We start from the raw sequence: 14,062 nt of genomic DNA on the forward strand, positions 1-14,062 counted from the left end.
ACCCGAAGCTGTCATCCTGACCCCGTGCTGAAAGATCAGATCGACCCTCGCTTTACCCAGGCCGCCGGCGCCGCCAAACGGCGAAAGCGGGCGGCGTTTCGCGGGCGTGTGTTGCTGTCTTTGGCAACGCTGGTGCCGGTGGTGCTCCTAGGCCTCGGAGTCTGGCTGACGTGGGACAAGTGGACATTCAACTCCGGCGGTGGCGGGGGCGCTGACGGCGGCGAAGACGTGGCCACCAGCGATGTTGAAGAGCAATTCGCCGTCTCTTCCGATGAAGACACCGCCGCCGCCTCCTCGGCTTTCGTTGCCGCCTTCGTCGACCTTGCAGGCGATCCGCTCATCATCCGCTTTGCCGATAGCGGCGAAGACACCAAGAAAAAGCTCAAGGCTCCCTCGACCATCGGAAACGCCCGTGCGCCGGGGGGCGACCTGCTGCTGGTGAGCGATGTGATGGTCTCGACCGAGGCCCGCTTTGTCACCACGCTGCCCTCCAGCCAAGAAGACTTCGCCTTTTTCCAGCTGCAAAAGAGCGCCCCGCAAAAGGCCGAGGCCGCTACGGCGGAAGAGACCCGCGAAGTGGCCGATGCGCTGGAGGACGAAGGCGCAGAGGCGCTGGCCGAGGAATTGGGCGAAGCCGCCGAGACCGAGGGCTACCAAGAGGCCGCGCTTGATGATGAAACCGGCGGCTGGGGCGAAGCCGTGGGCGAGGAGGGGCAAGAGGCTGGCGTGCCGGGCTTTACCGAGACGGTGATCGAGAACACCACATCGGTCGTCTACACCCGCCCACAGGATCTGCGCGACAAGCTCGACCGCGATATCTTCGTGAAGATCCAGCACGACAGGGCGCTTGATGAGCTGCTCGTCGACAACGGCTTTTATGAGACCGAAGCCAAGAAGGTGGCCGAGGCGGCCAAGGAATACTTCGAGATGGAGGGGCTGAAGGCCGGGCAGGTGGTGGCCATGCGCGGCCAGCCCCAGTTGGGCGGCACCCTGAGCTTTCGGCAGATGTCGATATACGACAACGAGGTCTACTTTGGCACGCTCGCGCTGACCGATGAGGGAGACATCGGGCCGGGCTCTGACCCGTGGGTGTTTGACGAGCTCTTCGATTACGCGGGCGATGACGAAGAAGAGCAGGTAACAGAGCAGCGCTACCGGATGCTCGATGCCTTCTACTCGGCGGCCATCCGCAACGGGATCCCCTCGGTGATCGTGGGCGAGGCCATTGCCCTGCTCTCCAAGGAGCACGATCTTTCTGCCTTCGCCAATCCTGGCGACAAGATGCGCTTTCTCTACGCGCCACCCGCTGAGGGCCATGAGGGCGGCGACGGGGCGGCGCGGATCCTCTACATCTCCATTCAGGGCGCCTCGGTGGATATCGAGTGCTTCGTCTATGCCACCAACCCTGAAGGCGACATGGGCTGCTTTGGCCTCAAGCCCAAGGCTGGCACCGGCGGCGGGCTGGTGGGCGGGATGGTGACGCCAGTGAAGGGCGTGCTTACCTCGCGCTTCGGCCCGCGCCACCACCCCATTCTGAAGACAGTGCGGGTGCATAAGGGCGTCGACTGGGCCGCGCCGACAGGCACCCCGATCTATGCCGCCTTCGATGGCACCATCGCCTATGCCGGCCCGGGCGGCGGCTATGGCAATCTGCTGAAGGTGAGCCATGCGGGCGGGATGGAAACCCGCTACGCCCACCTTTCAAAGTTCGGCTCCGAGCCCGGCCAGCGGGTGCGGGCGGGTGATGTGATTGGCTATGTCGGCACCACGGGCCGCTCCACCGGGCCGCACCTGCACTTTGAGCTCTACCTCAACGGCACCGCGATTGACCCGCTTGGTGCCTCGGTGCCCTCTGGGGGCGGCGGGGCGATTGCGGGCGATGGCTCGGGCGCGGTTGAGCAACTGGTGAACCAGATCATCCGGGTGGAATCGGGGGGCAACGCGACGGCCAAAAACCCGCTCTCCACCGCCACCGGCCTTGGTCAGTTCATCGAGAGCACTTGGATCCGGATGATGAAGACCTATCGCCCCGATCTGGCCTCCACCCTGTCGCGCGCCGAGCTGCTGGCACTGCGCAATGACCCGACGATCAGCCGTGAGATGGTGAAACGCCTCGCGATGGAGGGCGAAAGCTACCTGCGGGCGCGCGGCCACGGCATCACCGCCGGGCGGCTCTACCTTTGCCACTTCCTCGGGGCGCAGGGCGCGGCTGTCGTACTCTCCAACCCGGACGACCGGCTGCTGATTGACGTGCTCGGCGCTGGCGTGATCCGCGCCAACCCCTTCCTCACCGGCAAGACGGTGGGCTACGTGAAGGCCTGGGCAGAGCGCAAGATGTCGGGCCGCAAGGGCGCTGTCGCGGTGGTCAACGCCCCGCCGGTCGTGCGCGAGCCCGGCGGACTGCCCGACTATCGCAAAACCATAAACACCCTGCTCACCCGCATCTGACCGGTGCAAAATTGCGCGGCTTGCGCCGCATTTCCTTTTATTGTCCGCCTGTTGCACGGCCTGCGCCCGGGTTTCGGTAGCTGTGCTTGGGGAGAGGGCGGGGTGAGGTACTTTCAGCAAGAAAATGGGGCAGGGGGCCGATTACCCGGCGCGGGGCACGTCATGGCGGCGTTACCTGTCCATGGCAGGCCGGGAAGGCTGGCCAAGGGGCGCGGCATAGGCCAATCTGATGCGGCATTTCGAGGGAGCCATTGATGATTCAGGAATTTCACAACACGCCCTATGACCAGCTTGAGGTGGGCATGGAGGCCGAGCGCACCCGGTTGGTGCTGGCCGATGATCTTTATGTCTTTGCCAACAGTTCGGGCAATCTCAACCCGATGCATCTGCCCCGCGAGGATGGCGATGGCGACGGGCTGCCGGAGGCGGTGACGCCTTCGATGTGGTTGGCGGCGCAAATTTCGGCGGTGTTTGGCAACCAGTTGCCCGGGCCGGGCACGCTCTATCGCTCGCAAGACTTGGAGTTTGTCGGCCGCGCCTTTGCCGGCGATGAAGTGGTGACAAAGGTGGTGCTGGTGGCCAAGGAGGCCGACCGGGTGGCGCGGTTTCATACCACGGTCACGCGGGTGAGTGACGGCGCGGTGATTGTGCGAGGCGAGGCCACGGTGTTTGCACCCGAGAGCCCGCAGAGCTTCCGCGCCGATGATGTTCCGGGCCTAACGGTGCGCCGCCACAAGCACTTCGATGCGTTGATCGACCGCGCCGGGCCTTTGCCTGCGATCCCCACCGCGGTTGTTGCGCCGGAAGAGGCCAACAGCCTTGGCGGGGCGTTGCTGGGCTTTGATCACACGCTGATCGTGCCGATCCTGATTGGCGATCCGGTGAAGATCATGGCCGCTGCCGAGGAGATCGGGCGCGACATTTCGGGCTTCGAGATCATCGCCGAGCCGGACCATGCCAAGGCGGCGAAGCTGGGCGTGGCACTGGTGCATGAGGGCCGGGCGCAGGCGGTGATGAAGGGGCATTTGCACACCGGGCAGCTTCTTGGCGCGGTCTTTGCCCGCGAGGGCGGGTTGCGCACAGGGCGGCAGATTTCTCATGTGTTCGTGATGGATGTGCCGGGGCTGGAGCACCTGCTGCTGATCACCGATGCGGCGATCAACATCATGCCCGATCTCGAGACCAAGGTGGATATCGTGCAGAACGCCATCGACCTTGCCCATACGCTGGGGATCGCCGAGCCGAAGGTGGGCATCCTGAGCGCGGTCGAGACGGTGAACCCGAAGATCCCGAGCACCATCGACGCCGCCGTGCTGAGCAAGATGGCGGACCGGGGCCAGATCAAGGGCGGGCTGGTGGATGGCCCGCTGGCGATGGACAACGCGATTGATGTGGACGCGGCCAAGACCAAGGGGATCAAGAGCCTCGTCGCGGGGCGGGCCGAGATCCTCGTGGCGCCCAACATGGAGGCGGGCAACATGCTCGCCAAGGAGCTGACCTTCGTGGCCCATGCCGAGGCCGGGGGCATCGTGATCGGGGCGCAGGTGCCGGTGATCCTGACCAGCCGGGCGGACGATGACGCCGCGCGCCTGGCCTCCTGCGCGGTGGCGGCGCTCTATCAGAACGGGCGGCAGGCATGAGTGCAATCCTGACGCTGAACGCGGGGAGCAGCTCGATCAAGTTTGGCCTGTTCGATTCCGAGAGCCTTGAAGAAGAGGCGGGCGGGCAGGTGGAGCGGATCGGCGGCGAGGCCGAGCTCGACCTCGAAATCCCGGGCCGCGCGAAGGTGGAAACCCGACTGCCGGTGGCCAACCACCACGAGGCGGTTACCGCGATTCTGGCCGCCGTAGCGCCTTATCTCGATGGCCGCGCCGTGGTTGGCGTGGGGCACCGGGTTGTGCATGGCGGGCCAGACAATGGCGCGCCGCTGGTGCTGGATGATGCCGCGATTGACGCACTCACCCAGTTGGAGCCGCTCGCGCCCCTGCATCAGCCCCACAACCTCGCCGCTGTCCGCGCCGCGCGCGAGGCCTTTCCGGGCACGGTGCAGGTGGCCTGCTTTGACACCGCCTTTCACCGTGGCCACCCGTTTGTGAATGATACCTACGGGCTGCCGCGCCGGTTTTATGACATGGGCATAAGGCGGTACGGCTTTCATGGCCTGAGTTACGATTACATCTCAAGCAAGCTGGCAGAGGCCTATCCCGCGCTGCACGAGGGCCGCGTGGTGGTGGCGCATCTGGGCAACGGGGCTTCGCTCTGCGCCATGGAGGGCGGCAAATCCATTGCCACGACCATGGGGTTTTCGGCGCTTTCGGGCCTTTGCATGGGCACCCGCCCGGGCCAGTTGGATGCCGGCGTGCTGCTCTGGATGCTGGACGACCAGAACATGAGCGCGGCGGAGATCACCCGCGTGCTCTACAAGGAAAGCGGGCTCAAAGGCCTGTCTGGCCTGACCAATGACATGCGCAGATTGCTGGAGTCTGATGCGCCCGAAGCGGCGGAGGCGGTGGATTATTTCGTGTCCCGCGTGGCGCAGGAGGTGGCGGCCATGGCAGCGGCGATGAAAGGGATCGACGCGCTCGTCTTCACCGGCGGGATCGGAGAAAACGCCGCGCCGATCCGCAGCCGGGTGCTTTCGGCGCTGGCCTTCCTCGGGTTCAGCCTCGATGAAAGCGCCAATGAGGCGGGCAATGAGCGCATCAGCTCGGGCCTTGCGGCACTGGTGCTGCCCACCAACGAAGAGCTGGTGATTGCCCGGGCGGTGAAGGGCGCGCTTTGAGCGGGTTCTTCACCGCTGGGCCGTGGCTGCGCCACGTCGCTGCTTTGACGCAGGGCCCGGATATTCCACGTTTTTCCCTGCTTCCGTCTTGAACCTGCCCAGAAATCATGCATCCTCTCGGTTGCATTGATTAACATGATTTCGGTCACTTTTTTTCGGCAATTTCTGCCGTGAGTATCAAAGGCTTGCAGCATGGACGGCGCTTACACGCAGGACAGAAATCTCGGTTGGGTTGAGACCGATCTCGGGAAAGATCAACTGCTTCTCCGCAAATTCACGGGCACCGACCGGCTGAATGAGCTCTTCGAGTATACCGTCCGCGTGTTCGCGCCGGATGGGCTGGATCCCGATGCGCTGATGGGCACCCATTGCGGCGTTTTCCTCAACTCCAACAACCATGGCGAAATCCCCTTTGACGGGATCGTCACCGAGGTGGAATGGCGCCAGCATCAGGAAGAGGGCGACGAATATGATCTGACCCTGCGGCCCTGGTTCTGGCTGGCCGGGCTGCGGCGTCAGCAGCGGATCTTCCATGAGAAGAGCGTGGATGAGATCCTTGAAGAGGTGTTCTCGGCCTGGTCCGGCACCGGCCCGCAGACCCACCGGATCGACCTGACCCGCAGCTATCCCAAGCTGGAATACACCGTGCAATACGGCGAGTCCGACCTCGCCTTCGCGCGGCGCATGATGGAGCGCTTCGGCATCTCCTTTCACTTCTCGCACGCGCGCGGCAATCACTGCATGGTGCTGACCGACGCCCATGAAAGCATGGATGAGCTGCCCGGCCTCAGCCGCGAGTATCGCCCGGTGGGCGAGGTATATCAGAAGGACGAGGAGCACTTCTGGGAGTGGCGCGAGGCGCGGGGCGTGACCACCGGCAAGGTCAAGCTCACCGATTACAACTTCAAGACCCCGGTCGCCTCGATGCTGACCGAGCAGGTGGGCGAGGCGGCCCATGCCCATGCCGATATCGAGAGCTACGATTACCCCGGCGTCTACCCCGATGCGGGCGAAGGGCGGGACGTGGTCGGGCTGCGCACCACGCAGGAGCGCGCCGGCGATTACCGCACCCATGCCAAGGGCGATGTGCTCAGCCTGAAGGCGGGCATGCGCTGCGTGGCGACCGGCCATTATGCCCAGTTTACGAAGGGCGAGGAGCACCTGTGCCTTGAGGCGCAGCACAGCTTTACCGCCGAGGCCTACCGCTCTGGCAGCGATGGCGGTGCTGACAAGGAGCGCGCCTATGAGGGCCGCTACACGCTGATCCCCATCTCCCGCCCGTTTGCGCCGCAACGGATCACCGCCGCGCCGGTGATCTACGGCCCGCAAACCGCCCGGGTGGTGGGTGAAGGCGAGATCGACTGCGACGAATACGGCCGCATCCTCGTGCGCTTCCACTGGGACCTCGCGGATGCCTACTCCATGCGCTGCCGGGTCAGCCAGAACTGGGCCTCCAAGGGCTGGGGCGGCATGGTGATCCCCCGCATCGGCATGGAAGTGGTGGTGGAGTTCCTCGAGGGCGACCCCGACAAGCCGCTGGTGACGGGGTGCGTGTATAATGGGCGCAACACCGTGCCTTACCCGCTGCCCGCCAACAAGACGGTCTCCACCTTCAAATCCGATACCCATCAGGGCTCTGGTTACAACGAGTTTCGCTTTGAAGACGAGAAGGACCGTGAAGAGGTCTGGATGCATGCGCAGAAAGACCACAACACCGTTATCGAAAACGACGAGAGCCACCGGATCGGGCATGACCGCTCCAAGACCGTTGGCAACAATCAGGTTGAAAACATCGGGGTGAACAAGACGATCGGCGTGGGCAAGGACCACACCGAAAGCATTGGTCAGGACGCACGCCACACCATTGCGCGTGATGTCTATTATTCCGTTGGGCAAAACCAGTTCACCACCTTTGGCAAGGACCACATAGAGAAGGTCGGGAATATCCTCAAGCAGAGCGTGTTTGCCGACCATCTGGAAACCGTGGGGCGCAACTACACCGGCGAGATCGCCGGGAAGATGACGCTGGATGTGGGCCAGTCGATCACCACCAACACCACCAAGCACACGCTGATGGCGGGGCAGAAGTTTGTGATCGCCGGGCCGGGGGGCAAGATCACCATCGACGGGTCGGGGATTACGCTGGAAGCGCCTGTGATCAACCTCAAGGGCGCGGTCAACATGGGCGGGTCCGGCTCGGCTCAGGTGCCCACCTTGCAGTTGGCGGCCAACGAGGCTTTGCCCCTCGCCGAGGAATGCCCAGAGAAGGACAAGTGAGCCAGATGCTTCGGCGCACCCTCACTGGCCCGCGCCTTTGCGCCCTCGCCGTGATGGTAGCAACCGGGCTGGTCTTTGGCGGCGTTGCACTGGTGGCGGCGGCCACGGCACCCGGGCTTGCGAGTGAAATCTGCGAGGCTGGCCAGATGGTGGCCGCCACGCCGCACTGCGAGGTGATCCCATCCGCCGTTTTGACGCTTTTTGCGATGTGGTTTGCACTCGGGGCGCTCTTCGCCGCAGCCATCTGCGGCGTGGTTTGGTCCATGGCCCGCGCGGGCGGCGATGACAGGAAAAGGAGGGCCTGACCCATGATGAAACCCGTAGCCCGGATGGGCGATCAGCACATCTGCGGCAATCCCAACCACCCGCCCAACGTGATCGTTTCAGGCGGGCAAGCCATCGTTGACGGGCGTCCCATCGCCCGGGTGGGAGACGCCTGCGCCTGCGGGGCCGTCATCACCCAAGGCTCCTCGATCTCGAAAGACAATCACATACCCGTCGCCTACCTTGGCTCGGCCACCCAATGCGGCCCCTTCGTGGGCAAGATCGTTTCGGGCTCACCAAAGGCCAAGGTTCAGCCGTGAGCGAAGCGGCGGCACCGGCCCCATGGCTCGGTCATTGCCACTTCGTGACCACATCGGGCGTGCCGGCCCAATGCCTCGTTGCCGTATATTGCACCGATGCCGAGGGCTTCCGCACCGCGCTCGACGCCGCCGCGCCCTTGCAAGGGCTCACCGTGAAGGGCACCGACAAGCTCATTTCCGCCGATCAGCTTCAGCCGGGTGATTTTGGCGAATGGGATCCGGGCAGCCTTGCCGAGTCGGTGGGGGAGGCGCGGCCCGTGGCCTTTGGCGAACTCACCGCCAGCGACGGTGAAGGAACGGGCGATGATGCCCTGCTGGAGTTGCAGGATTTCGGAGAGATCGAGCCTCTCAGCATGATGATGGACGAAGACCCGCCACCCACCGTGCCGAAGGCGCTGAAGGCGGCGCTCTTCGGGCCGATGCACCCGCCCTCGGATGCCGAGGTTGCCCGCCACGGCAGCGCCGCCAAGGTGCCCGCCGCCCGCACCTTTGCCATCCTCGATGCCGCCAAGGTGCCGATGATGCAGCTCTATCTGGAGCAATCCGGGCTGCCGCATCGTTGCCTCTACAAGGGCGAAGCGCTGGAGCGGTTTGGCGATGTCGCGCCTTGGGTGATTGAGCTGGAAGAGGAGGCGACCTTTACCCGCCGCCTGTTCTCGCGCTCCAAGCTGCCGGCCGATCTCTGGGACAAGGCCCCGGGCATGCTGCTGCGCGGGCGCGCCGAGTTGGAGGATGTGTGGAAACACTTTCGCAAGTTCACCAAGGTTGGCACCCATGATGGAAAGTCGCTGTTCCTGCGGTTTTGGGAGCCGAGCGTTCTGCGCGCCCTGCCGCACATCCTCGTGGCCGAAAACGCTGCGCGGTTCTTTCCGGACTGGGCGCAGCTGATCTGGGTTGATCCGGCCGAGGGCCGGGCAGGCGGCATTCGCCGGGTCTGAGGGCGCGGCCCCTGCGGGGCCTGCTACTCAGCCGCCTTCAGGCTCGCCATGAGGTGATGAAACTTCTCGCCCTGCACCGCCACGTGCCGCCGGATCTCATCCGCAGCCGCCGCCGCATCGCCGCGCTCAAGGGCCGCAACCACCGCCTCATGCTCACCCATCGACTGCGCCAGCCGCCCCCGAAGGCGCAGCTGTCGCCGCCGGAACGGCGTGAGCCTGCGGTGCAGGCGCCGGCATTCCTGCTCCAGAAACCCATTGCCCGACTGCCGGTAGAGGATCGCGTGGAAGCGTTCGTTTTCAACGTAGTAGCCGTCGGTATCCTGCGCCTCTACGGCCTGGTGGCACTTCGCATTGGCCGCGCGCATGTCATCCAGCGCGGCATCGCTGATGCGGCTTGCAGCAAGCCGCGCGCAGGCGGCTTCCAGCTCTGCCATCACCTCGAACATCTCCATCAGCTCCACCGGCCCGGGTTGGCGCACAAAGACACCCCGGCGGGGGATCTGCTCGACAAGCCCCGAGAGCGCGAGGCGCTGAAACGCCTCGCGCAGCGGCGTGCGCGACACGGCGAATCGCTCGGCAAGCTGCACCTCGTCCAGCCGGTCGCCATCGGCAAAGGCGCCCTCGAGGATCAACGCCTCAAGCTGTTCTGCAATGCCATCTGCCCGCTTCTGGTTCATAGGCCCAGCCTACAGCCGAAATCGCTGCCAAACAAGAATGAGATTGTTGTATACAAGAATGTTGACCTGCGGGACAAAGACTGCGACCATCCGACTCGGTCGCCCCAAATGTGGTGACCGCTACGGGAGGAGAAAACCATGAAGTTCACCACAACCGTCGCCGCTGCGGCGCTGGCCTCTTGGGCTGGCCTCGCTCAGGCCCAAGATACACTGCGCCTGTCGCACCAATGGTCCGAGGGCGATGTTCGCCATCAGGTCGCGCAGATGGTCGCCGATGAGGTCGCCGCCGCAGATGTGGGCTTCGAAATCCAGATTTTCCCCAGCCAGTCGCTGTTCAAGGCGCGCGAGCAGTATAAGCCGCTCTCGCGTGGGCAGGTCGACATGATCGTCTTTCCGCTTTCCTACGCGGGCGGGCTGCGCAATGCCTATAACCTCACGCTGATGCCGGGGCTGGTGAAAAACCATGACCACGCCGCGCGCCTCAACGACTCTGCGTTCATGGGCGAGATCGAAAAGATCATGGCCGAGGATGACGTGATGGTGCTGGTGCACGGCTACCTCGCAGGTGGCTTTGCGGGCACCGAAAAGTGCATCACCGCGCCGGAGGATGTGCAGGGGCTGCAAACCCGCGCCGCGGGCAAGGCCTTTGAGCAGATGCTGGCCGGGGCAGGGGCCTCGATCGCCTCGATGTCTTCGGCGGAAATCTACAACGCCATGCAAACCGGCGTTCTGGACGCGGCCAACACCTCGTCCTCGTCCTTCGTCAGCTACCGGATCTACGAGCAGGTCGCCTGCTTCACCCCGGCGGGCGAATATGCGCTGTGGTTCATGTATCAGCCGCTGATGATGAACAAATCGGTCTATGACGGTCTCAGCGACGAGCAGCGCGCCGCGCTGGATGCCGCCGCCGAGAAGGCAGAGGCCTTCTACCTCGAAGAAGCCAAAAAGCAGGACGGCGCAGCCCGTGACACCTTCGCCGAGAACGGCGTGGAGATCGCGGAGATGACGCAGGAGCAGTTCGACGCTTGGCGCGCCATCGCGCAGGAAACCTCCTACGCCGCCTTCCTCGAAGGCTCGCCCGAAGGGCAGAAGCTGCTGGATCTCGCCCTCGAGGTCGAGTGACGCCATCGCCACCGGGAGCGTGCCGCGCGCGCTCCCGGTGCCACTTTTGACCCCAAGCCTCATGAGGACACCATGTCCGGTTCGCCCCATGCCGTGGCCTCAGCGCGCCACGGCGGCAATATCTTCCTTCGCGCCGTCGGGATGCTGTCGCAAATCTCAGGCGTCGTCGCTGCCCTTCTGATCCTCGCCTCCATCGGGGTGACCTGTCAGATGATCTTCATCCGCTTCGTGCTCAACGGCAGCACCGTCTGGCAGACCGAGGGCGTCACCTACATGATGGTCGCCGCCACCATGCTGGGCCTGCCCTACGTGCAATTCCTGCGCGGCCACGTAAACGTGGACCTGTTGCCACTCATGCTGCCGCCGGGCGCGCGCAAGCTGCTGGCCCTCGGCGTGCTGGCGCTGACGCTGGCCGTCGTTGGGGTGATGCTCTGGCACGGGTATCACTTCTGGCACGAGGCCTGGGACTGGGGCGAAACCTCGAACAGCCCGTGGAATCCGCGGCTCTGGGTGCCCTACCTCGCACTGCCGCTGGGCTTTGGGCTCTACGCGCTGCAACTCACCGCCGACACCGTCGCAATGTTGACCGGCATCGAGCCGCCCTTTGGCCTTGAGCCTGAGGCGGAGCTGGTGCCCGACCCGATCACCGAAAGGGCCGACTGATGGATCCGCTCACACTTGGCCTGCTGGTCGCCGTCTTCACCATCGGCGTGCTGCTCTCGGGCATCTCCGTGGCCGCCGGTTTGCTCGTCGTCTCCGCTGGCTTCCTCATCGTCTTCGACGGCATGTCAGCGCTCAGCCTCATGCCCGAAATCTTCTTCGGCAAGCTCGACAACTTCGCGCTGCTGTCGATCCCGATGTTCATTATCATGGGCGCCGCCATAGCCTCCACCCGCGCGGGCGCCGATCTTTACGAGGCGCTGGAGCGCTGGCTCACCCGCATGCCGGGCGGGCTGGTTGTGTCCAACCTCGGGGCCTGTGCGCTGTTTTCGGCGATGAGCGGCTCCAGCCCGGCCACCTGCGCCGCCATCGGCAAGATGGGCATCCCCGAGATGCGCAAGCGCGGCTATCCCGATGCGGTGGCAGCAGGCTCTATTGCGGCGGGCGGCACGCTGGGCATTCTCATCCCGCCCTCCGTCACCATGATCGTCTACGGCATCGCCACCGAAACCTCGATCGGGCGGCTGTTCCTCGCAGGGGTGATCCCGGGCTTGCTGCTCGTGCTGCTCTTCATGGGCTGGTCGCTCTATTCCACATGGGCTTCGGGTGATGCGCGGGTGCTGCGGGCCACGTCCTATACATGGCGCCAGAAGCTGGAGATCCTGCCCCGCGTCCTGCCCTTCATCGCCATCATCATCGGCGTGCTCTACGCCATGTACGGCGGCATCGCCACGCCGTCTGAGACCGCAGCCGTTGGCGCGCTGCTCTGCCTCGTGATCGCGATGGTGATCTACAAGCTCTGGGATCCGCGCCAGCTTTGGGTGGTGCTGCGCGACAGCACGCGGGAATCGGTGATGATCCTCTTCATCATCGCGGCGGCAGGGGTGTTCAGCTACATGCTCTCCTCGCTCTTCATCACCCAGTCCATCGCCGCATGGATCGGTGAGCTGGAGGTGAACCGCTGGGTGCTGATGGCGCTGATCAACCTCTTCCTTCTGGTCGCAGGCTTCTTCCTGCCGCCGGTCGCGGTGATCCTGATGGCCGCGCCGATCCTGCTGCCGATCATCACCACCGCCGGGTTCGATCCGATCTGGTTTGCCGTGGTGCTGACGATCAACATGGAAATCGGGCTCATCTCGCCGCCCGTGGGCCTCAACCTCTACGTCATCAACGGCATCGCGCCCGACATCAAGCTGAAGACAATCCTCATGGGCTCGCTGCCCTACGTCGCCTGCATGGTGATCGCAATCGTGCTGCTCTGCCTCTTCCCGGGGCTGGCCGTGTGGCTGCCCGACTTCGTGATGGGGGCCGAGATATGACCCTTCTGGCCGATGTGCTCTCCACCGTCTTCGAGCGCCGCCACGCGCCTTGGCGCGGCACGCGGCCCGATGACCGCCCGCTGCCCGAACAGGCCGCCGAGTTGATCGGCGCGCGCGGCGAGGTCTCGGGCATCGCGCTGGCCCGCACCATCCTCGAGCGCTACGCCGGGCTGGACGACGACGGCAAACTGGCGTTCTTTCAGCATCTCGCGCAAGAAATGGCGGTGGACGCAGATGCCGTGCGCCATGCCCTGGCGGGCTATGACGAGGGACAGACCAAGGCCAGCTACCGCGCCTTCGTGCAGGCAAGCGAGCCCCCCCGGCAAGAACTGATCCGCCGTCTTAACCAAGTGCCAGGCGCCACCCATGCGCTGGTGCAGATGCGCGCCGACTTGCTGCGGCTGGGCCGGGGCGATGACAGCCTGATGGCGCTCGATCTCGATTTCCGCCACCTCTTTGCCTCGTGGTTCAACCGTGGTTTTCTGGTGCTGCGCCCGATCAACTGGAACAGCCCGGCCACGATCCTCGAAAAGATCATCGCCTATGAGGCGGTGCACGCGATCTACAGCTGGGAAGACCTGCGCCGCCGGGTCGAGCCGCCTGACAGGCGCTGCTTCGCCTTCTTCCACCCGGCCATGCCCGAAGAGCCGCTGATTTTCGTCGAAGTCGCCCTCACACGCGGCGCCCCCGGCTCGGTGCAGGCGCTGCTGGCAGAAGACAGGGAAGAGCTCGATGAGGCAGAGGCCGACACGGCGGTGTTCTACTCCATCTCCAACTGCCAGAACGGGCTGGCGGGCATCAGCTTTGGCAATTCGCTGATCAAACAGGTGGCCGCCGATCTCTCTATCGAGCTGCCGGGGGTGAAAACCTTCATCACCCTCTCCCCGATCCCCGGGCTGATGCGCTGGATGCAGCAGGCCGCGCCCGAGCAGGACTTGTCGGACGACGCCCAGATGCGTGCGCTTGCCGCGTGGTATCTGACGCGGGCCAAACGCGACGATGATCAGCCGCTGGACCCTGTGGCCCGCTTCCACCTCGGCAACGGCGCCTCGGTGCACGGGCTGCACGCGGGGGCGGACCTATCTGAAAACGGGCTGGCGCAATCGGGCGGGGTGATGGTCAACTACCTTTACGATCTCTCCCGCGTGTCGCAAAACCACGAACGCTTCGCCGCAACGCAAGAGATCGCCGCCTCATCCGAGATCCGGTCTCTCGCCAGCGCCGGCGAAAAGGCCCTTGGCTGACGGAGGACATG

General features: G+C 64.7%; 12 protein-coding genes. 11 read left to right on the forward strand and 1 reads right to left on the reverse strand.

Going from position 1 to position 14,062, the window contains the following annotated elements:
• The first annotated feature begins 24 nt into the window (after nt 1-24).
• From ACXAG6_RS09530 to ACXAG6_RS09560, 7 genes are all read left to right on the forward strand, one after another.
• Nucleotides 25-2,448, forward strand: coding sequence for a peptidoglycan DD-metalloendopeptidase family protein (locus ACXAG6_RS09530; protein ID WP_475337209.1), 2,424 nt, complete (start codon nt 25-27; stop codon nt 2,446-2,448).
• Nucleotides 2,449-2,702: 254 nt separating this feature from the next.
• Nucleotides 2,703-4,088, forward strand: coding sequence for a bifunctional enoyl-CoA hydratase/phosphate acetyltransferase (locus ACXAG6_RS09535; RefSeq protein WP_475337210.1), 1,386 nt, complete (start codon nt 2,703-2,705; stop codon nt 4,086-4,088).
• Complete coding sequence (locus tag ACXAG6_RS09540; RefSeq protein ID WP_475337211.1) at nt 4,085-5,230, forward strand: acetate/propionate family kinase; 1,146 nt, start codon at nt 4,085-4,087, stop codon at nt 5,228-5,230. Before ACXAG6_RS09535 ends, ACXAG6_RS09540 begins: the two co-directional genes overlap by 4 nt.
• Before the next feature lie 192 nt (nt 5,231-5,422).
• Nucleotides 5,423-7,507, forward strand: coding sequence for a type VI secretion system Vgr family protein (locus tag ACXAG6_RS09545; protein ID WP_475337213.1), 2,085 nt, complete (start codon nt 5,423-5,425; stop codon nt 7,505-7,507).
• Entirely contained in the window at nt 7,504-7,812 is a 309-nt protein-coding gene (locus ACXAG6_RS09550) for a hypothetical protein (protein ID WP_475337215.1), read from the forward strand. Before ACXAG6_RS09545 ends, ACXAG6_RS09550 begins: the two co-directional genes overlap by 4 nt.
• A 3-nt stretch (nt 7,813-7,815) precedes the next feature.
• Complete coding sequence (locus ACXAG6_RS09555) at nt 7,816-8,091, forward strand: PAAR domain-containing protein (protein ID WP_475337216.1); 276 nt, start codon at nt 7,816-7,818, stop codon at nt 8,089-8,091.
• Nucleotides 8,088-9,029 carry a DUF4123 domain-containing protein gene (locus tag ACXAG6_RS09560; protein ID WP_475337217.1) on the forward strand — a complete coding sequence of 314 codons (942 nt, stop codon included), beginning with the start codon at nt 8,088-8,090 and terminating at the stop codon, nt 9,027-9,029. The genes ACXAG6_RS09555 and ACXAG6_RS09560 overlap by 4 nt, the downstream gene beginning before the upstream one ends.
• 23 nt (nt 9,030-9,052) lie before the next feature.
• Here ACXAG6_RS09560 and ACXAG6_RS09565 read toward each other — a convergent pair whose 3' ends face one another.
• Nucleotides 9,053-9,706: a GntR family transcriptional regulator gene (locus tag ACXAG6_RS09565; RefSeq protein ID WP_140013686.1), complete on the reverse strand. Its 654-nt coding sequence runs from the start codon at nt 9,704-9,706 to the stop codon at nt 9,053-9,055.
• A gap of 138 nt (nt 9,707-9,844) precedes the next feature.
• Between ACXAG6_RS09565 and dctP the strand changes: the two genes are divergently transcribed.
• The 4 genes from dctP (at nt 9,845) to ACXAG6_RS09585 (ending at nt 14,051) form a co-directional block, all read left to right on the forward strand.
• Entirely contained in the window at nt 9,845-10,828 is a 984-nt protein-coding gene (dctP, locus tag ACXAG6_RS09570; RefSeq protein WP_475337218.1) for a TRAP transporter substrate-binding protein DctP, read from the forward strand.
• Nucleotides 10,829-10,900: 72 nt separating this feature from the next.
• Complete coding sequence (locus ACXAG6_RS09575) at nt 10,901-11,491, forward strand: TRAP transporter small permease subunit (RefSeq protein WP_475337219.1); 591 nt, start codon at nt 10,901-10,903, stop codon at nt 11,489-11,491.
• Nucleotides 11,491-12,807, forward strand: a complete 1,317-nt coding sequence (locus ACXAG6_RS09580; protein WP_475337221.1) for a TRAP transporter large permease — start codon at nt 11,491-11,493, stop codon at nt 12,805-12,807. The genes ACXAG6_RS09575 and ACXAG6_RS09580 overlap by 1 nt, the downstream gene beginning before the upstream one ends.
• Nucleotides 12,804-14,051 carry a malonyl-CoA decarboxylase gene (locus tag ACXAG6_RS09585; RefSeq protein ID WP_475337222.1) on the forward strand — a complete coding sequence of 416 codons (1,248 nt, stop codon included), beginning with the start codon at nt 12,804-12,806 and terminating at the stop codon, nt 14,049-14,051. Before ACXAG6_RS09580 ends, ACXAG6_RS09585 begins: the two co-directional genes overlap by 4 nt.
• The last annotated feature ends 11 nt before the right edge of the window (nt 14,052-14,062 follow it).

Source organism: Vannielia sp. ABF1_015 (assembly GCF_056160745.1).